Genomic DNA, 20,920 nt, shown 5'->3' on the forward strand with positions numbered 1-20,920 from the left:
GGTAAGAATAAAAAGGTCTTGAAATCCGTAAAGCTGCGTGAGGGATAGAGCAAGGCGCCTTAGCGCTCGTGATAGCCCGACCGCTATGAATAAAGGGGGCGAATAATGATTTCTAAAGTCTGCCCCCTTTGTTCATCGCGGTCACGCCCAAATAATTAGAATAGAACAGTTCGTTTTTTAAATGATGTAAAAAAATAAACCCTTAACTCTTGAAATGAAAAAAATAATTACAGCAGGGATTTTTACCCTGATTACAATTGGAACTATGATTGCACAAAAATTACCCCATTTAGACAAAACTAAACCTATTGAAGAGCGCGTTGATTTGCTGTTGAAACAAATGACACTGGAAGAGAAAGTGGGACAAATGAACCAATACAACGGATTTTGGGAAGTTACGGGGCCAGCTCCAAAAGGCGGTACTGCCGAGCTGAAATATGAGCATTTACGTAAAGGATTTGTGGGATCTATGCTGACAGTTCGCGGTGTGAAAGAAGTTCGAGCTGTACAGAAAATTGCAGTTGAAGAGACGCGATTGGGGATTCCGCTGATTATTGGGTTTGATGTGATTCATGGTTATAAAACATTGAGTCCTATTCCGCTCGCAGAATCGGCAAGCTGGGATCTGGAAGCGATAAAAAAATCAGCTCAGATTGCGGCTGATGAAGCTTCGGCATCTGGAATTAACTGGACTTTTGGACCAAATGTAGATGTTGCCAATGATGCCCGCTGGGGTCGTGTGATGGAAGGGGCAGGAGAAGATCCTTATTTGGGAAGTAAAATTGCGACTGCCAGAGTTAAGGGTTTTCAAGGAGAAACCATTGCCGATTTGGCAAAAGTAAATACGATTGCTGCCTGCGCGAAACATTTTGCGGCTTATGGTTATGTAGAGGCTGGATTAGAATATAATATTGTGGATATCAGCAATTCTAAATTGTATAATTCAGTTTTGCCACCGTTTAAAGCCACTGTTGATGCGGGTGTTCGTACGTTTATGAATTCCTTTAATACGCTGAATGGTGTTCCGGCAACAGGAAATGTGTTTCTGCAAAGAGATATTCTGAAAGGAAAATGGAAGTTTGATGGTTTTGTAATTTCTGACTATGCTTCGATTCGCGAGATGATCGCGCATGGTTATGCCAAAGATGAGGAAGATGCTACTTTGAAAGGGGTAGTTGCAGGATCGGATATGGATATGGAATCGTATTTGTATGTGGCGAAATTAGTTGGGTTGGTTAAGGAAGGAAAAGTTAAAGAAGCTTTGGTGGATGATGCTGTCCGCAGAATTTTGCGTGTGAAATTTGAATTGGGATTATTTGATGATCCTTATAAATATTGTGATGAAAAACGCGAAAAAGAAGTTATTGGAAGCAAAGCCAATAATGAAGGCGTTTTGGACATGGCGAAAAAATCCATAGTGTTATTGAAAAATGCTCCCTCTCCTTCGGGGAGGGCTGGGGAGGGGGTGCTTCCACTAAAGAAATCAGGGCAAAAAATAGCTTTGATCGGTGCTTTAGCAAATGATAAAACCAGTCCATTGGGAAGCTGGAGAATAGCATCTGACGATAATACGGCAGTTTCGGTTTTGGAAGGGATGCAGCAATACAAAGACAATAAACTAACTTTTGAAAAAGGCGGTGATTTGACGGTTGGGAAAATTTCGTTTTTGGATGAGGTTGTTTTCAATACTACTGACAAAAGCGGTTTTGAAGCGGCCAAAAAAGTGGCTAAAGAAGCGGATGTTGTTGTAATGGTTCTAGGAGAACACGGTTTCCAAAGCGGTGAAGGACGCAGCAGAACGGATCTTAATTTGCCTGGTCTGCAGCAGGAATTGCTGGAAGAAGTTTATAAAGTGAATCCAAATATTGTTTTGGTTTTAAATAATGGACGTCCGTTGAGTATTCCGTGGGCAGCAGAACATGTTCCTGCCATTGTTGAGGCTTGGCATTTAGGAACGCAAACTGGAAATGCGGTAGCACAGGTTCTATACGGGGATTATAATCCAAGCGGCAAACTGCCAATGTCTTTCCCAAGAAATGTGGGACAGGTTCCGATTTATTACAACAGATACAGCACTGGAAGACCTGCAAATACTGATAAAAATGTATTTTGGACGCACTATACAGATGTCGAAAAAACGCCTCAATTTCCGTTTGGTTTTGGTTTGAGTTATACAACATTTGATTATAAAAATTTGAAGTTGAATAATACTGCTTTCGCAAAAGGAGAGCCTGTACAAGTAACTGTTGAAGTGACCAACTCCGGAAATTATGATGGAAAAGAGGTTGTACAATTGTATATTCATGATGATTACGCGAGCATTATTCGCCCGATAAAAGAGCTAAAAGGGTTTGAATTAGTCAATTTGAAAAAAGGAGAAACCAAAACTATTTCTTTTACTTTAACTGATAAAGAGCTTGGTTTTTATGACAATGATGGAAATTATTTGGTTGAGCCAGGAACTTTTAAAATTATGGTTGGAGGAAGCTCAGACAAAGGGTTGGAAAGCGGTTTTGAATTGAAATAGATTTCGGATTAGTCTTAAAATATTTTCACGCAGATTTAGCAGATTACCATAATCTGTTAAATCTGCGTGATTTTTTTTGTATTTTTAAATTTTTAAAACCTTCAATTATTAAATAAAAAATGAAATATAACAGATGTGGAAAAAGCGGGCTATTATTGCCTGAGATTTCTTTAGGATTATGGCATAACTTCGGTTCAGTAGATAATTTTGAAAATGCTGAGAGTATTGCTAAAGAAGCTTTCGATAAAGGAATCACTCATTTTGATTTGGCTAATAATTATGGACCAGTTCCAGGTTCAGCTGAAGAGAATTTCGGTAAAATATTATGGCATAATTTTCAGGGAAATCTTCGTGATGAAATTGTAATTTCGACCAAAGCAGGTTACACTATGTGGGATGGACCTTATGGAGATTGGGGTTCCCGAAAATATTTGCTGTCGAGTTTAGATCAGAGTTTAAAGCGCATGAATATTGATTATGTAGATATTTTTTATTCGCATCGTCCTGATCCCGAAACGCCAATTGAAGAAACTATGATGGCACTTGATCATGCTGTGAGAAGCGGAAAAGCTTTGTATGTTGGAATAAGCAATTATTCGGCAGAACAGACTAGGGTTGCCGTAGATGTATTGAAACAGCTGGGAACGCCTTGTTTGATTCATCAAGCCAAATATTCAATGCTAGTGCGTTGGGTAGAAGATGGCTTACTGGATGTTTTAGAAGAAAAAGGAGTGGGCTGTATTGCTTTTTCGCCTTTGGCGCAAGGGCTTTTAACCGATAAATATTTAAACGGAATTCCTGAAAATTCCAGAGCGCATAATCCAAACGGACATTTAAGAGAAGATGAGGTTACGCAGGAACGTATTCAGAAATTAATTCAATTAAATGAAATTGCTCAAAACAGAAATCAGTGTTTGGCACAAATGGCTCTGGCGTGGCTGCAAAAAGACAAACGAATTACTTCGGTTTTAATTGGTGCAAGTTCTGTTAGACAATTAAATAATAATATTGAATGCCTGCAGAATCTGGATTTTTCTTCGGATGAAATAAATGCAATTGAGAAAATTTTGATATAAATAAAATTAATGTAGAAAGATAATTTATAAGAAAAAAAATGAGCATATATTCTAATATTTATGAAAAAGTTTCTTTACTTATTGATAATAGGGATTTTATAATTCCAAATAAACAACCCAATGATTCTTACTTCCCAACATATTTAGAAAATCTTTTGAATGAGTATATAAAATTTTACCAAAATAATCTTTCTACTTTTATTGACGATGTAGTTCCATTTAGTGATGAAAATGGTGTTAAAAAAAAGAATGTTACAATTAATAAGATTAAATTTTTATCAGAGACAATTATCCGGACTGTTAATCTACATTATGAGGGCAAAACATATCAGGCTTCAAAATATTTCATTGAAAATTTAAATAATGAATCAATAAATGATTTGATATTTTCTTCAAAGGTTTCAATTAATACTGATTTTTATAGGGCAAGAAAGGATGATGGTAATCAATTTAAGGCTTCTGATTTATTTCATATAAATTACGATTTAAGGCATATCGTGTCAACGAAAAGATATAGTATTCCTGGTTTGCCTGCATTATATTTTGGAAATACAACTTATGTATGTTGGGAAGAATTTGATAAATCGCAATTTAGAGATTTATGGTTTGTAAAAATGCAAAATCAACAGGAATTAAATGTTACAGTAATTCAAAGAATTGAAGATTTTTTATTAGATCTTGAAAAATTACACGATGATTTTAAATTGACTTATTTGTTAAGTTATTTAGTCACTTTTCCTTTAACTTTAGCAACTACAATTAAAGTAAAAAATAGTAAAGGTAATTTTAAACCTGAATATATAATACCTCAAATGCTATTGGAATATATTTCTAATAATGAAACCATCGATGGAATTAAATTTCCTTCGACAAAAGTGAATTACAATTCTTTACACAATCTTCAAGCATACAACTATGTATTTCCTGTTAGAAAAATAAAAGAGTCTGGATTTTGTGATGAATTAACGAATATTTTTTTTACAACTCACCCAACTTCTCTCAACTTTGAAGAGATACTTGATAATCCTCATAGAAAAGCCTCAGTTGCTGGGTTTGGGATACCTAAAGATGACAAAGAAATTGAATTAATTGAAGAAGTAAGAGTAGAATATAATAAAACAGCTTTTGGAAAACTTGAAAATAAATTACAAAAAAGAAATCTGTACAAAATTAAATAATACAGTGATAAAGTAAAGATGCATTTCCAGTGCATCTTTACTTTATCACTGTATTAATATTTTATAACCATTGCTAATCCGCCGCCGCCTGCTAATCGGTATTTTAGTTTAGTAGCAGAATCTACGGCTATAATTTCTCTTTTATAATCTACAGCGGCTTTCTCAGCGTTTATTCCGTCAGAGAAAATTTCAGCTTCGTATTTTTTGCCTTTTTCAAGGAATGAAAAATCAATTGTTATTTCTCTGGAATCCCAATTCGTAATCGCTCCTAAATACCAGGTTGAAGCTTTTCTTCGTGCCAATGCTACAAATTTACCAACTTCGCCATCTATAGCCACAGTTTCATCAAAAGTTGTTGGTGTTTTGGCAATAAAATTAGTACTTTCCTGTTCTTTCATATAAGCCGTAGGACTATCAGCCATCATTTGCAAAGGAGCTTCAAAAATAGTATAAAGTGCCAATTGATGACATCTTGTTCCCTGACTTTCGGGAGCAGAATTACTTGGTTTGAATTCACTTTTTGTAGCATTTCGCATTGCACCCGGTGTATAATCCATTGGGCCTGCCATCATTCGGATAAACGGAATCGAACAATCATATGTCGGAACATCATCATTTGGTGTCCATTTATTATTCTCTAAACCTTTTACACCTTCAAAATTTAGGATATTTGGGAAAGTACGCTGAATTCCAGTTGGTTTATGCATGCCATGAAAATCTATAAGCAATTTATTATCAGCTGCTTTTTGAGCTATATCATAAATCGAATTTACCATTTTAGCATCATCACGATCTAAGAAATCAACTTTAAATCCTTTAATTCCCAAGTTGGCATAATTCTTTAAAATTCCTTCTGTATTTTTGGTTAAAGCCATCCAGGAGCACCACAAAATAATGTCCACATTTCGTTCTTTTCCGTATGCGATTAAAGTTTCCAAATCTACATTTGGGCTATGTTTCATTATGTCATCTTCAAGGCTCCAACCTTCATCCAAAACAACATATTCGACTTTGTTTTTTGAGGCAAAATCAATGTAGTATTTATAAGTTTCAGTGTTAATTCCGGCTTTAAAATCAACATTATAAATGTTCCAGTCGTTCCACCAGTCCCAGGCAACTTTTCCGGGTTTAATCCAACTGATATCTTTGATTTTTGTCGGCTCGGATAATTTCTGAACCATATCATTATTGGCTAAGTCCTTATCATTTTCAGAAATAACAATAATTCTCCAGGGAAAATTTCTGGTTCCTTTTGTTTTGACTAAATAATCAGCTCTTTCTGTAATAAGCAGGTTGATATTATTGAAACCTCCGTTTTTTTCCTGCAATGGATATTTGGAAAAACGGGATTGAAATCCGGATTTCGAAGCATTATTAGTTACAAATAATCCCGGATAATCCTGAAGATTGGCTTCAAGAAAAACTGCTTTTTTTTGGTTTTTAAAATCAATTAAAAATGGTAAAAAAGCTAACGTATCTTTCGCAAATTCGCTGATTTTTTTGTTTGCATAATGTGCTTCAAAAGAAGAAATATATGGATCTTTTGGATTTCTCAAATCACGTACATACGGCATTAAACTACCATAATCCTGATCGAAATTTAAACTAACTTCTTCTGATTTAACCGTAATGTCTTTTTTCTTTTGTGTTATGAACCGATAGGCAGCACCATCATCAAAAACACGATATTCAATGCTGAATCCATTTTTAAAATTTAAAAGCAGGAGATTGTATTGATTCTTTATTGTACTTTTTTTGTAAAAAGGAGATTCAAACGTAGTGTTTACTTTTTCTCTTTTTGAATTCAAAACCAAAGCGTTTTTTCCTAAAACTTCATTTTGATCCAAAGTCATTGAAATAGAGGAAGGTGCCAGAATTTGATTTTTTTCATGCAGAACAGACCATGTTATTTTTTCGCCGACCAGAATGCTGACCTTAATTTTTCCGTTTGGAGAAGTTACTACAAAGTCTTGAGCTTCCTGCGAAAATGTGGCATTAAAAAAAAACAGTGTTAAAATAAAGAATATTCCTTTTTTCATTATTAGGTTATTTGAGTATAATGGCAAATTTAACTAACCATATGAATTATAAAAGTATATTTTATAAATTTATTTAAGCTGTCCTCTCAAATGAAACTTTCATAACTTATATGGTTTTAAATGTTTTTTAAACTAAGATTTACTTCAGTTTACAATTATATTTTTTTATAATTTTTAAAGTTGATTTATCAGATGAAAAAACCGAATTTAATCCTTGTGGCTCCTGCGGAGGGTCAGTTGTCAAAGGATCTCCGGGATTCCATTTTCCTGTTTCGTTTACCGGTTTTCCTTCACCGCCAAATCCCCAAAAATTTGCTGCCTGCAGTGGACCTTTATTAGCTACACTTTCAGCAACCCTGTTAAAAATATAATTGTAAAAAACATCCCTGTTTGTAACAGATGAACTATTAAGTAAACTCTCATTTTCTCTTGGTAAACCAAATTCTTCAATGATAATTGGGCGTTTTAAATTATTTGCGACTTTTACATGTTTGTCGATATAAATCCCGGCATTTTCTAAAGTTGTAGGTAAAGTTTTTTCGGCATTATCTGCCTTAAACCAATTCCAGTTTTTTGGCCAGATGTGCATCGTTAAATAATCGATATTCGGATTTTGATGTGTTCTCTCAAAAATTTCCATGCTGTCATTAGAGCTGTTCAATCCTTCTGAACCTGTAGAAATCAAATGATTTTTATCTAAACTATCAATTAAATCCACAATATTATTTAGCCAGGTTGTAAATTTTGCTTCATTTTCTACAGTAAAAAGTCTTGGTTCATTTCCAACCTGCCAAGCCATTATCGTGTTGTCTTCTGTGTACTTCTTTTTAGAATAAGAGTTTGTTCTGCCAATAATAAACTTCACATGATTATTCAAAGCTTCCATACAAGGTTCACAGCTATGAAATTGCTCAGTATATGACATGAATTGAGACCAGGTATTTGGTGCGATTGCCGGAACAGGAATTGGCCCCTTGCCATTCCATTCCAAATATTGCGACATTCCGCCTGACCATTCCCAGTTATTAGTCAAATACAAAACGGCGTACATTTTGCGCTTGTTCATTTCGTTAATCAGGAAATCCAAACCATCAAGTAAATCCTCATCATATTTTCCCTGTTCATATTGTAGTGCCGGACGAACTGTAAAATCATATTTTCCGCCATCAGCACCAACGAGGATACGTAAGTTGTCGATACCGTTTTTCTTCATTAAATCAAGTTCGCGAAGTAATCTTTTACGATCTCCAATTTTTTTTGAAGCTAGCAAACTCCCATACCAATAATTTGTTCCAATGTATGAATATGGCTTATCACCTTTATAAAATTGCGTTCCTTTTACGGTAATTTTTGGAAGCTGTTGTTGTGCCTGGCTATTTAAATTCGCTAAGCAAAAGACAAACACAATTAATTTTGAAATAGAATTTTTCATGGTTTTATAAATTGGTAATTTATTTTTTTTCAATAACAACAAAAACAGAAGAACGGGCTGGCAGTGTTATATTTGTCCCTTTTGTCGTTTCTGCTGAAAATGGTTTTAAAGAGGCGTAATTAGTTGGTCCTCCTGCTACTAAAGTTGGACCAGTTCCGTTTATGATTACTTTTCTTGAAAATTCACCATTATCGGTATCACCAACTAAAGTGTACCAAAACATTCTTTTTCCGGTAAGGAAATTATTAAGTTTTACTTTTATGTTAATTGCAGTTGTTGCTTTGTTTACAAAGGCCAGACCTACTTTTCCATCAGAAAATGAAGAGGCATACACTTCGTAATTTCCGTTGGTATCTTTATTGGCTTCAATCAAACGATCTCCCATATATTTTTGAAAATAATACATATGATAGAATGCCGGTCGGGGTGTGCCTTTAGGTATGTTTGGTTCATCTCCGTTACTAAAAGTTCCGTGATCATCTCCGTTTGACCATCCATTTGCTAAATCCCAACGTGCTGCAAGACCAATTTTGTTTTTTAAAACTTCTCCCAAAATCAATACTGCGTGCATTCCGTTTATATGCGAAACCTGCTGTTTGCTTCCAGTCGAGAAAATATTCCATTCATCTAATGCAAAAGGTTTGATTTCATTGCTTGTTGCAGTTAATTCACTTTTACAAAAAGTCATCATTTCGGCAGTTACCTTTTTAGGAGTTTCTAAAATTTCTGCTGCAGGTGCATTTGTATTATAATTGGTGTAATAATTATGAATCACATAATAATCGGCATTACCATTGATGTTGGTAAGCAATTTATTATTCCATGTTTTATAACAATCAGGTACATAGCTGGCAGGGGTATTTTCGACCATTATAGCTCCAATTTTGATGTTTGTGTTCCCAACCGCTACTGCAGCTGCACGCATGGCGGCTGCTATTATTTTAAAATGTTCGGCATATAATTTTCCGTTTAAAAGTTCTGGCTGGCCATCTTTATTGTTTGCGGTATTGATTCTGTAACTTGCTTCCCAATCAGCATAAACTTCATTGCCAATTTCCCAATATTGTGTTCTTCCATTATCATAAGTTACCCAGTCTGCAGCTAGTTTTGCAGCATCCTGAACAGGATTTGTACCAGTTCCATATCTGGCATAACCATAATTTACAGTAATAATTCCTTTACTGTTGGTCGATTGCAAAAGTTGATAGTAATTATCTAATGAAATCGTCCAGTCACCATCATTTTTACCAAACCAATAGCCGGATTCTACTTCACTACCATCGGCTTTTATTAATTTTGAAGGAGCAGTCGAAGGAGCATTTAGCGCATTCCAAAAATAAACATCGCTAATACTTCCCCCTGGAAATCTGATGATATTGGGTTTCAGATTGGTTATATCATTTACCAGAGTTGTATTGGTAATCATTTTTCCGGACCATAAATTGGCATTGTTTCCGTAAATGGAGTTGGGGATTTTAGTAATTACATTGGCATAATCAACAGTAACAGTAGAAGTTGTTGTTTCAGGAACAGCAGCAGCAGTATAATTGGCTGGAGACGTTAAGCTTTTAGATGTCCAGTTATCCAGAAAAAACCAATTGTATTTGATACTGATGGATCCGTTTGTGGTTTTATTACAGGATCTTCCGGTGTTGGTGTTGGATCAGGAGAATTGTCATCTTGTTTTGAGCAAGATGAGAGTTGTAATAAAAGGATACTAACTGTTAAAAGGATTATTTTTTTCATCTTGGCTATATTATTTAGGTAATTCATACATTTTTGGCAAATAATTTACCAAAGCCGATTTTGTTTTTGTTGCAAATGTTTTAAAATCAGATGCATTAGATGCCGTAGGCGTTGGGTTTGAGTTGTCATTATAACAAGCCGAAAGGAATAACAATCCCGACAGAATTGTAATGATATAATTTTTTTTCATAAAGATGATTTAGAATTGCTATTTAAAATCAACCGAAAGTGTATCGGCATATAGTGTTCCTGTTGCAAATCCTAAAGCCAGCATGATTCTGTATTTTTTTGTTCCTGCTGGAAGAGCAAAAGTTTTGGTGTAATATGTCCAATCAGTGGTTGCGGTTATAAAAGCAATGTTTTGGTCACCTGTTTTTTGATCGCTGCTTCCTGTAAATTCTACACTGTATAATCCGTTATTCCATGGATCTTTTCCTTGTTTGATATCATCCGATTTCAACCAGCCCGAAAGTGTTATGGTTGTTGCATTTTCTGGAACATCGGCTATTTGGTCAATTCCAGTCCAATCAAATGTGGCTGAATTTAGTACAAGCGCTACTTTTCCTTCTTTGAATATAGTTGTAGAAACTGTTGCGTTTCCACGCCAAGAATCTATTCCGTTTTCAAAACCAGTATTTGTTAATTCAGCTGTTTTAGATTCAGAAGCTGTTGATGCATTTTTAGTATTTTCTTCTTGTTGAATTTTGTCAATCTGCTCTTGCGTAAAGGCAACAGCTTTTAGATCATCAAAAAATATGGTTCCGTTAGTTTGTCCTAAAGCAAGCATTATTCTAAGTTTTGAAGCTCCTGCAGGAACGGCAATTACTTTTTTGTAAAAAGACCATGGAGTTGTTCCTAAAACCGAAGCGATACTTTCGTTTTTAATTCCTTTGTCTCCGGAATTTAAAAATTCAATATCAAATTTTCCGGTGTTCCAGTCATTTTTACCTTTTTCGACACCTTCTGTTTTTACCCATCCGCTCAATTCAATAGCAGCTGTATTCTTTGGAATAGCTATAATCTGATCAACTGCTTTCCATTCGGCTCCCACATATTGATTAATGGTGCAGCTATTTTTGCCAGATTTTTTATCAAAAGGAGAAATGGCAGCTACATCTTCGCCTCTCCAATTTAATAATTCAGTTTCAAAACCAGCATTTTTAATGAGGTTGGTTTGCGCATTATTTGTCACAGCAATAAAAAAAAGACCTAATACAAGCAATGCTTTCATAATAAATTAAATTTAGAGGTTACTTTAAATTAAAGAGGGAGGTTTGGCAAGCTTTTAGATGCGGTGAATTAACTCAATGCACGCTCTGCCGTTGTGATAGGGACATTTCCAGAAACCAGCTTTGTCTTTTTCCATAGTAGAATAATCGCTAAAAATACCCCAAAACCATTCTCCATTTTTTTTGTCAATGATGTGTTTTTGTATGAAATCCCAGTTTTTGAAAATTATGTCCAAATACTCTTGTTTGCCGGTAAGCTGCCAGGCTGTAAAATAACCTATCATTAATTCGGCTTGTGGCCACCAATGTTTTTCGGCCATTAATTCGTTAGTTTCCGGATCATATTCATACCACAATCCGCCATCATTATCTATTCCTTCTTTGGTCACTTCTGCAATTTGAACGGCATGCTTTTTATAATTGGCAATTAATGCTGCATCTTCAACAATTTCTGCACACTGCAATAAAAGCCAAGCAGCTTCAATGTCATGACCATAGGAGATTACGTCTTTCTTTTCTATCCAATTCTCATCAAAAAACAGCCTTAAATGTCCTGTTTCTGTATTAATGAAGTATTTTTCTATAGTTTCTAATAGTTCAATAATGACTTTTCGTAATGATTCGTCTTTCCAAACAGTGTATAAATTTGCATATCCTTCAACGATGTGCAAGTGGGTATTCATTGTTTTCTTTTCGTTGGCATCCTTTTCGCTTAAGCGCAAATCATCAATTGGCTGCCAATCACGGGTAAAGGCTTCAAAATAACCGCCTTTTTCGGTATCGTAACTGTATTCCTGAATTTTAGCATATAAAGCAATAGCTAGTTTCAAAGATTTTTTATCTTTTGTAACTGAATAATATTCGCTCAAACCATAAATAACAAAAGCTAAAGCATATACTTGATTTTTGGTGTCTTTTGGAGTTCCGTCATAATTAATGCTCCAAAAGATACCGCCAAATTCAGTGTCATAAAAATGCTCTGAAATATATTCAAAAGCACGTTTTGCTGTGTTTAAATGTTCTTTATTATTGGAAATCTTATAAGCTGCAGAAAAGGTCCATAACAGTCTCGCATTAAGTACAGACCCTTTTTCAGCTTCATTATTTGTGTTGTTATTATAATCTATTTGTCCAACAAAGCCCCCGTTTTTTTCGTCCACAGTATTTTTCATCCAATAGGAAAGAATACTTTGGAGCTCAAGCTTTAATTCTGTTTTTAGATTTTTTAAATTAGAATTCACAATTATGAAATTTCTTTGTTTTTATTCACTTGATTGATAATAGCATTTACTGAACCTGCCGAGGTCAAAGTATCTTCGGGAGTATTGATAACATAATCCACTAATCTTTCTATAGAAGAAACAGCTACGTGCATTCTAGTATCTGAAGAAGCATAATAAATGAAAACAGTACCGTCTTTATCTTCAATCCATCCATTAGAAAATAAAACATTAGATACATCTCCAACTCTTTCAATGCCTTCTGGACCCATAAAATGGCCTGCAGGAGCATGAATAACTTTGGCAATATCATTCAAATCTGTCATGAACATGTATAATGTATAGCGCAAACCCGCAGCAGTGTTGCGTACGCCGTGAGCTAAATGCAACCATCCTTTTTCAGTTTTGATAGGTGCTGGTCCAAGACCGTTTTTCAGTTCATATATTGTGTGGTATTGTTTTCCGTATATGATTTTTTCTTCTTTTACGATTGGATTAGTCATGTCTTCTACATAACCAAGTCCAATTCCGCCACCGTTTCCTACATCAATAAAACCATCTTGAGGACGAGTGTATAAAGCGTATTTTCCGTTTACAAATTCTGGATGCAATACCACGTTGCGCTGTTGTCCGGTATTTGAAACTAAATCTGGTAATCTTTCCCAGTTGATTAAATTTTTGGTACGAACAATTCCTGCATTTGCAATGGCAGTACTAGTATCACCTTTTGGAGCAGACGGATCTTTTCTTTCGGTACAGAAAATACCATAAATCCATCCGTCTTCATGGTTTATTAAACGCATGTCATATACATTGGTATCAGGCTCTTCAGTTTGAGGAATAACGCAGGGTTTATCCCAAAACTTGAAATTATCTACTCCATTTGGGCTTTCGGCAATGGCAAAGAAGGATTTTCTGTCGGCACCTTCAACACGCGCTACTAGAACGTAACTGTCGTTCCATTTCATGGCTCCAGCATTGAATGCTGCGTTTATTTGAATTCTTTCCAAAAACAACGGATTTGTATTTGGATTAAAATCAAATCTCCATTCCAGCGGTGTGTGTGCAGCTGTTAAAACTGGGCTTTTATAACGAGAGAATATGCCGTTTCCAATGCCGTCCTGAGGTTCGTTTTTTGTTTGTATTAGCGTATTAAACTGTTTTTCAAGTTCAATTTTTATTTGTTTTGTATCTGCTTTTATTGCTGTTGTACTCATAATTGAATGTTCTAAATCAAGTATTATTTATTTATATTTCGTTTGTCATTAAGATCGTCCTCAATGGCTTGTAATTTTTCTTCGGATAGGGGATAGAATATGATGAAAAGTACTGAGATTGCTGCCGCAATTGCTGGAAGAATGCTCAGCATTAATTGTATTCCAGTTTGTGCAGTTACTGTTTGTGCTACATTGGCTTGGAAACCAAAGTATCCTAATAGCCATCCTGTTGCTGCGCCACCAATTGTCCATCCAAATTTTTGTGACATGGACGAAGCTGAGAAAATAAGCCCCGTTGCTCTTCTTCCTTGTTTCCATTCGGAGTAATCGGCACTGTCAGCATACATAGACCAGATTAATGGGAATATACAGCCAGCACAAATACTGATCAGCACTTGGAAAACCATGATAAGGATTATATCTTCTTTTCCTAAATAATAGAAAATGACACTCAAAATTGCTGCAAGAGCCATAGCCCCAAAGAAGGTTTTCTTTTTTCCGATTTTATTTGCAATAGGCGTGGCGGCAATAACACCAATGATATTTGCAGCTTGTCCTAATACTAAATAAAGTGTGGTTGGAGTCATTGCAAAATTTTCTCCCAGAATATTGAAACTGTAGCTTATAGTGCTGCTTACGTAGTATTTAAAATAATAGACAGCGGCTCCGTCACGTATCGAATTGAATATTAGAGCTCCGATTCCTGCACCCAGTAAAATCCACCAAGGTCTGTTTTTAAGGAGGTCATTTAAATCTTCTTTTAAGTTAGGTTTTTCATCGTTAATAGGCTGTACTCTTTCTTTGGTAAGGAAAAAGCAACCCCAAAAGAAAATTGTAGTAATCATTCCAAAAACAATGATGGTATATAACCAACCCGTTTTAGAATTTAAGCTTCCGCCAAAATGATTTACCAAAGGCTCAATTAGCCATAAAGCCAATAAGCTTCCGCCAAAAGCAAAAACCATACGATAAGATGAAAGTGTGGTGCGTTCTTTACGGTCACCAGACATTACCCCAAGCAAGGAAGCATACGGTACATTAATTACTGAATAAATCATCATCATTAAGGAATAAGTGACGTATGCATATATTATTTTTCCTTTTTCGTCAAAATCAGGTGTGTAAAAAGTCAGGACTCCGATTATTGCAAATGGAATGGCAGTCCATAATAAATATGGTCTGAATTTTCCCCAACGGCTTTTCGTTCTGTCTGCAATAATTCCTACCAAAGGGTCAAAGCAGGAATCCCAGATACGGGTAATTAAGAACATAGTTCCAACTACAGCGGGCGCTATTCCAAAGACATCTGTGTAAAAAAACATTAGATACATGCTGAAAATTTTCCAGAACATGGAGGAAGCAGCATCTCCTAATCCGTAACCGATTTTTTCTTTTAATTTAATTTTTTCTTCCATTTTAGTGTGGTTGTTGACTTTGGGATTATTTTTTATATAAATTTATTTTGGCAGCATCTTTTTCAAAAAGAATATTGTCCAGATTGTAAAATTGCACAAAATCTTTTTCACTGACTTGACCTTTGAACGGAGCGTAATAATGCATTTTTTGTTCTTTTTCCTGCCAGCCGTGGTTTCTCCAAACCAGTACATACGATATTTTATACGCTCCCATTGCTTTCATTAAAGTGTCTGTCCACCATTTGTCATAAGGAATCGCTTCATAACCTGTTTCGGCGAAAGCGATTAGTTTATGTTGTTTTTTTGCAATTTTATCAATTATTTTAAACTGGTTTTGAGTTTCGGCTACGAATTTTTCGCCATTCTTATCATCACTGTTTTGATAATTATCGAAGCTTAGAATGTCAGCATAATTAGCACCTGGATAGTTTTGAAGAAACTCTTCTTCTGTTTTGAAACCACCAGTGTTATAAATGTAAATTAAATTATGAACCCCTTTTTTTTGCAGATATTCAAAAGTAAATTTCCATAACGATTTAAATTCTTCTGGTGTACAATTTCCTTTCCCCCACCAAAACCATCCACCAGTAAGTTCGTGAAAAGGTCTGAAAAGAATTGGAATGGTAATTCCTTTTTTATCTTTTAATGATAAAAAGAAAGTAGCTGCTTTATCTAACCAAGTTGTGAATTTTTTATGATTTTCTCCTCCTGGAAGAACAGTTTTTAGTGAATTTGGTGTGTTGTCCCAAGCATTTTTCCCTGTTGCGGGATTATCAAAATGCCAGCTAATTGTTGATATTCCGCCTCTTTCATTAGCTTCTTTTATGTATTGTTTCATTTTATCAAATGGAACTCCGTCTATGTTTTTAGTGTTGTCTTTTTCTAATCCAGCAATGTCCCAACCATAAATGGCAGGGTAATCTCCTACGACGTCTTTTATATCACTTCGACCTTCCTCATATTTCCAGTTTACACCATAGGCCAAATCATCCTGATGTCCAAAAAGAATTCCTTTATTAGCCGTTTTGTATAAATTTTGGTATAATAGAATGGTACTTTTTGTTGATTTTTTGTCAGATAATGATAATTTAGTATCATTGTTCTGAGACTGAGCTGAGCAAAATATACTGAAAGCGAATAAAAAAGACAGTATGTGGTTTGTTTTTGTCATAATTTATATTAAAAGGTTTTATATAGTTTTAATCAAAGTTCAATCAGTATGAATTAAGTATTAAAGGGTTGTGTTTTAAAAGCTGTGATTTTATATTTATATTAATTTTTTGATAAAATGTTAAAAAAAACGTCATTTTAAAATGATTTATATTTTTTGTCACTATTTTTATATTCAAAAACATAAATTCATTTTTCAAAGATAAAGTAATAACATCTTTCGGATTAATATTATTTTATCAAATTTATATCTTATTATTGCAAATAAAAAAATGAATTATGAGCAATTTTAAAAGTTTTCAGAGAGAAATAGTGCCGCTTGCAGCTCAAGATAGCTTTTTAGTTTTTGATAGAGTTAAAGATGAATTTGATTATCCGATTCATTATCATCCTGAATTTGAAATCAATTTTATATTGAACGGGAAAGGGGTGAAACGTGTGGTAGGCGACAATATAGAAGAGATTGATGATATTGAGCTGGTATTGGTCGGGCCTAATTTGTATCATGGCTGGGAACAATATAAATGTAAAAATAAAGATATTCACGAAATAACAATTCAATTTCATAATGATCTTTTTCATGAGTTTTTGCTATCCAGACGGATTATGACGCCTATAAAGGAGATGTTTAACCGGTCTGTACATGGTATTTTATTTTCAAAACAGGTGGCTCAAATGCTCACTCCTCGGATAATAAAGATATCCAAGCTGGATGGGATGGATTATTTTCTTGAAATTATATCTATCCTTTATGATCTTGCAAACTCTCGTAATCAAAGGCTTTTATCAACTTTTACTGTTGAAAATGATACTTTTGAGGAGTATGATAAAATGAAATTAATCTATGATTATATTCAAAAGAATTTTGCTGAAAAATTATCATTAGAGGAAGTTGCAAACGTAGCTAATATGACGACAATTTCTTTCAACAGATTTATAAAAAAACGCACAGGAAAAACATTTGTCAATTATATAAATGATATCCGTATTGGTTACGCAGCCAGGTGGTTAGTAGAGAAAGACCTTAGTATATCTGAGGTTGCGTTCAAATCTGGGTTTAATAATATTGCCAATTTCAATAGAAGTTTTAAGGCTTTTAAGAAATGTACTCCTAGTCAATACCGCGAAGATTTTTCAGGATTAAAGCGAATTTTGTAATTGACTTCTGTTTTTTGTTTAAAAAACTCTTTGAGACAATGTTTCAAGGAGTTTTTTTATTTTTATAATTACTTATATTATATATATTTTAAGTTTTAAATAATAATAATATAAAAAAGCATTGTTTAAATTTTATTATGTGTAATTAAATTTTTCATTTTGAAAATATATTATCATGAAATGATATAATAATATTAATTTGATGTTAGCTACTGTTATAAATTTGTTAATTATAAATCATACTAATTAATACCAAGATAATTGCCGAAAAATCCTTTCGGGAATTATCGAACTTAACTAACAAATTTTTATTATGAAAAAACTATTGTCTAATTTAATTCATTGGAAAGTCAATCACAGATCGATTCCTTTGATTTTGTTTTTATTATTATCATGCAATTACATTACAGCACAAACGAAAGTGCAGGGAGTTGTAAAAGATGATAAAGGACTTACTATTCCGGGTGTAAATATCACTGTTGTAGGTTCGGGAAAATCAGTTTCAACTGACTTTGATGGAAAATTCGCTGTCAATGCTCCTTCAAATGCTACATTGTCGTTCTCTTTTGTCGGATTTAATACGCAAAAAATTGCTGTTGACGGGAGAACAACTATAAACGTAATCTTAAAATCTAGTGCTGAAGATTTAAAAGATGTAGTAGTAATTGGATATGGAACTGTAAAAAGAAAAGACGTAAACAGTTCTATTTCTAGTATTAGCTCAAAAGATATCGAAAATATAAAAGTCGCTTCTTTTGATCAAATGATGCAAGGTAAGGCCTCTGGTGTTGTTGTAAATAATAATTCTGGTGAGCCAGGAGGGAATGTTTCTGTAAAAATTAGAGGGGCATCATCTTTAACAGGAACAAATGAGCCTTTGTATGTAATCGATGGAGTCCCAATTTCTGGAGATGCCAGAAATTCATCTACATCAGGAAGAAATGCATCTGGAAATTCTAATTTTTCTAATGCAGGAAATATTACATATAGTCCTTTATCATTAATAAATCCTAGTGATATAGAATCTATAGATATTCTTAAAGATGCTTCTGCTACTGCTATTTATGGTTCACGTGGTGCTAATGGAGTTGTTATTGTGACTACAAAAACAGGGAAAAAAGGAACAGGGAAATTAACTTTTGAGAATTCTTATTCTATCAGTAATTTACCTAAACAATTGCCTTCAATGAATTTGCAGCAATATGCAGCTCATCAAAATGCTTTAGCAACTGTGTATGGTGTTGGTCTTCGACCTGAATTTGCTCATCCAGAGCTTTTAGGAACTGGTACAGACTGGCAGAAAGAAATTTATCAAACAGGGATTATGAAATCGAATCAATTATCTTTTTCAGGAGGTAAAGACGGTGTGAATTATTATATATCTGGAGGTGCATTAAATCAAGAAGGTATTGTAATTGAATCAGGTTTCAAACGATATAATTTTAGATCTAATATTGATGCTAAACTTAATAAGTTTATAAAAGTTGGTGCGAATGTTAGTGGGTCAATAACAGATGAAAAATTAACTTTAAATGGTCAGTTTAATGGAGTTGTTGCTACTTCTTTATTATCGACTCCAGATGTTGCAGTTAGAGAATTGTCAGGATCTTTTGCAGGGCCGCCGGCAGGAGGAGCAACTTCATTCGTTAACCCTGTTGCCACTTCTTTATTGGGGTCTAATACATTGGTTAGAAAAAATTATTCTGGAAATATGTATACGCAAATTGATTTGTTCAAAGGATTGGATTATCGTTTTGAAGCAGGTGGATATATTTATGACAATTTAGGACAGCAATATGATCCAATGTATACTTTAGGAAATGCAGTAAAAAGTTTTGCTAATTTGTATTATAATCCATCTTCAGGCAACTCATGGAACTTAAAAAATATGCTTACCTATAGAAATATTATTGGTAAACATAATTTTACAGTTTTGGCAGTACAAGAATCTAATAGAGCGCATTGGGAAGGGTATTCTATTAATGCTACTGGTTTTAAAGACAATAGTCATCATGAACTTGCTTATTCTGATTTGTCCAAAGTAATCGTAAGCAGTCCATACGAAGGAGTACAAACATTATCTTCTTATTTAGGAAGGGTTGTTTATGATTATGCAGATAAATATGGAATTTCTGGAGCAGTTAGAGCAGATGGATCTTCAAAGTTTGACATAGGTAACAAATGGGGTGTTTTTGGTTCATTTGGAGCTTCTTGGAAACTTTCTAATGAGACTTTCATGGAAGGTACTAAAAAGTATGTTGATAATATAAAATTTAGGTTTGGTTGGGGACAAACAGGTAACAATCAAATTCCTAATAATTTATATGATTCTAACTTGCATTTGGTTAATAGTTCAATGGGAAATTCTTATTTACCATCAAACACGAATAATGCAAATTTAAAATGGGAAACTCAGGAGCAAACTAATTTAGGTTTAGATTTTACAATGTTTGATTCTAAACTTACCGCTTCTGTGGATGTTTATAATAAAGTTTCTAAAAACTTCTTGTATCAAGTTCCTTTGCCAAACTTCCTTTCTGGAGGTGGAGATTATGAAGGTGGTGTAAATCCTCCATATTTTAATCTTGGAAGCATGCGAAATAGAGGAATCGAGGTTACACTTGGTTATTCTCATAACTTTACTGAAAACTTTTCATGGAATGCTAGTTTGAATTTATCTAAGTATGTAAATGAAGTAACTGATATGGCAGGATTAAACATTGTTAAAACAATGAATACGCTTGCTTATAGTACAGTTACTGTATCTAGAACAATGGAAGGTTTGCCAATAGGGTCATTTGTTGGTTATCAGGCTGAAGGTATTTATAGAACAGATGATGATTTATTAACTTATGGACATGACAATGGAGGAACTAAAGTGCCTTTGAAAAATGGAACCAATTCATTATTGCCAAATTTTCAAAAAGGAGATGTAATTTACAAAGATGTAAATGATGATGGTATTATCGATTCGAAAGATTTAGTTCCGATTGGAAATCCAAATCCAAAATTAACTTACGGATTTACCAATAATTTTAAATATAAAAATGTTGATTTGTCTATTCTCGTTCAAGGAACTACTGGGAATAAATTAATGAATTTAACTCGTGCATCTGGTACAATGAATAATGGTGTTGGAACAAATTATTTAACGGAAGCGGCGGATTTTTATTCAGCTGATAATTTAGATGCTGCTTTACCAAGACCTTCAGCTTATGATCATATAAATAATGCGATATCGTCTCGTTTTATTGAAGATGGATCTTATTTGAGAATTCAAAATCTAACTTTAGGGTATTCTTTGCCATCTGATATTATTTCAAAAATTAAATTATCAAGATTGAGATTTTATGCCTCAACTCAAAACCTATATACTTTTACCAAATACAAAGGTTATGATCCTGAAGTAGGTTCTTATAACCAAGATGCACTATTATCGGGTATTGATAATGGACGTTATCCTACGCCTAGACAGATAACTTTTGGTTTTAATGTTGAATTTTAATACGTATT

15 protein-coding genes are annotated in these 20,920 nt (G+C 34.1%); 5 read left to right on the forward strand and 10 right to left on the reverse strand.

Annotated elements, in window-relative coordinates; translation table 11 throughout:
* Positions 1-214 precede the first annotated feature (214 nt).
* The 3 genes from bglX to CLU83_RS01290 all read left to right on the forward strand — a co-directional run bounded on the left by bglX (position 215) and on the right by CLU83_RS01290 (position 4,781).
* Positions 215-2,527: a beta-glucosidase BglX gene (gene bglX / locus CLU83_RS01280; RefSeq protein WP_100429942.1), complete on the forward strand. Its 2,313-nt coding sequence runs from the start codon at positions 215-217 to the stop codon at positions 2,525-2,527.
* A 119-nt stretch (positions 2,528-2,646) separates the two neighbouring features.
* Positions 2,647-3,603 (forward strand): L-glyceraldehyde 3-phosphate reductase, encoded by a 957-nt coding sequence (gene mgrA, locus CLU83_RS01285; RefSeq protein WP_100429943.1) that lies wholly within the window; start codon positions 2,647-2,649, stop codon positions 3,601-3,603.
* Between the two features lie 38 nt (positions 3,604-3,641).
* A complete protein-coding gene (locus tag CLU83_RS01290; RefSeq protein WP_100429944.1) occupies positions 3,642-4,781 on the forward strand; it encodes a hypothetical protein in 1,140 nt (379 codons plus the stop codon).
* Between the two features lie 53 nt (positions 4,782-4,834).
* On the opposite strand, the gene CLU83_RS01295 is transcribed toward CLU83_RS01290, so the two are convergent.
* The 10 genes from CLU83_RS01295 to CLU83_RS01340 all read right to left on the reverse strand — a co-directional run bounded on the left by CLU83_RS01295 (position 4,835) and on the right by CLU83_RS01340 (position 16,250).
* Positions 4,835-6,820, reverse strand: a complete 1,986-nt coding sequence (locus CLU83_RS01295; protein WP_100429945.1) for a glycoside hydrolase family 97 protein — start codon at positions 6,818-6,820, stop codon at positions 4,835-4,837.
* Positions 6,821-6,959: 139 nt separating this feature from the next.
* Positions 6,960-8,252, reverse strand: a complete 1,293-nt coding sequence (locus CLU83_RS01300; protein ID WP_100433568.1) for a cellulase family glycosylhydrolase — start codon at positions 8,250-8,252, stop codon at positions 6,960-6,962.
* A gap of 19 nt (positions 8,253-8,271) precedes the next feature.
* Positions 8,272-9,678 (reverse strand): alpha-L-arabinofuranosidase, encoded by a 1,407-nt coding sequence (locus CLU83_RS01305; RefSeq protein WP_100429946.1) that lies wholly within the window; start codon positions 9,676-9,678, stop codon positions 8,272-8,274.
* A gap of 134 nt (positions 9,679-9,812) precedes the next feature.
* Positions 9,813-9,998 carry a hypothetical protein gene (locus CLU83_RS01310; RefSeq protein ID WP_157801964.1) on the reverse strand — a complete coding sequence of 62 codons (186 nt, stop codon included), beginning with the start codon at positions 9,996-9,998 and terminating at the stop codon, positions 9,813-9,815.
* 10 nt (positions 9,999-10,008) lie between these two features.
* Entirely contained in the window at positions 10,009-10,188 is a 180-nt protein-coding gene (locus CLU83_RS01315) for a hypothetical protein (protein ID WP_100429948.1), read from the reverse strand.
* Positions 10,189-10,206: 18 nt separating this feature from the next.
* Positions 10,207-11,229 carry a hypothetical protein gene (locus tag CLU83_RS01320; RefSeq protein WP_100429949.1) on the reverse strand — a complete coding sequence of 341 codons (1,023 nt, stop codon included), beginning with the start codon at positions 11,227-11,229 and terminating at the stop codon, positions 10,207-10,209.
* Between the two features lie 54 nt (positions 11,230-11,283).
* Positions 11,284-12,468, reverse strand: a complete 1,185-nt coding sequence (locus CLU83_RS01325) for an AGE family epimerase/isomerase (RefSeq protein WP_100429950.1) — start codon at positions 12,466-12,468, stop codon at positions 11,284-11,286.
* Between the two features lie 2 nt (positions 12,469-12,470).
* Positions 12,471-13,664 carry a glycosidase gene (locus CLU83_RS01330; RefSeq protein WP_100429951.1) on the reverse strand — a complete coding sequence of 398 codons (1,194 nt, stop codon included), beginning with the start codon at positions 13,662-13,664 and terminating at the stop codon, positions 12,471-12,473.
* Between the two features lie 23 nt (positions 13,665-13,687).
* The gene (locus CLU83_RS01335) at positions 13,688-15,079 is read right to left on the reverse strand and encodes an MFS transporter (RefSeq protein ID WP_100429952.1); all 1,392 of its coding nucleotides are present in this window, start codon (positions 15,077-15,079) and stop codon (positions 13,688-13,690) included.
* Positions 15,080-15,104: 25 nt separating this feature from the next.
* Positions 15,105-16,250 (reverse strand): glycoside hydrolase family 26 protein, encoded by a 1,146-nt coding sequence (locus CLU83_RS01340; RefSeq protein ID WP_100429953.1) that lies wholly within the window; start codon positions 16,248-16,250, stop codon positions 15,105-15,107.
* 278 nt (positions 16,251-16,528) lie between these two features.
* Between CLU83_RS01340 and CLU83_RS01345 the strand changes: the two genes are divergently transcribed.
* Both CLU83_RS01345 and CLU83_RS01350 read left to right on the forward strand, forming a co-directional pair.
* The gene (locus tag CLU83_RS01345; protein WP_100429954.1) at positions 16,529-17,407 is read left to right on the forward strand and encodes an AraC family transcriptional regulator; all 879 of its coding nucleotides are present in this window, start codon (positions 16,529-16,531) and stop codon (positions 17,405-17,407) included.
* 313 nt (positions 17,408-17,720) lie between these two features.
* Complete coding sequence (locus tag CLU83_RS01350; protein WP_100429955.1) at positions 17,721-20,912, forward strand: TonB-dependent receptor; 3,192 nt, start codon at positions 17,721-17,723, stop codon at positions 20,910-20,912.
* Positions 20,913-20,920 lie beyond the last annotated feature (8 nt).

It is taken from the genome of Flavobacterium sp. 1 (genome assembly GCF_002797935.1).
In the GTDB taxonomy this organism is placed as follows: domain Bacteria; phylum Bacteroidota; class Bacteroidia; order Flavobacteriales; family Flavobacteriaceae; genus Flavobacterium.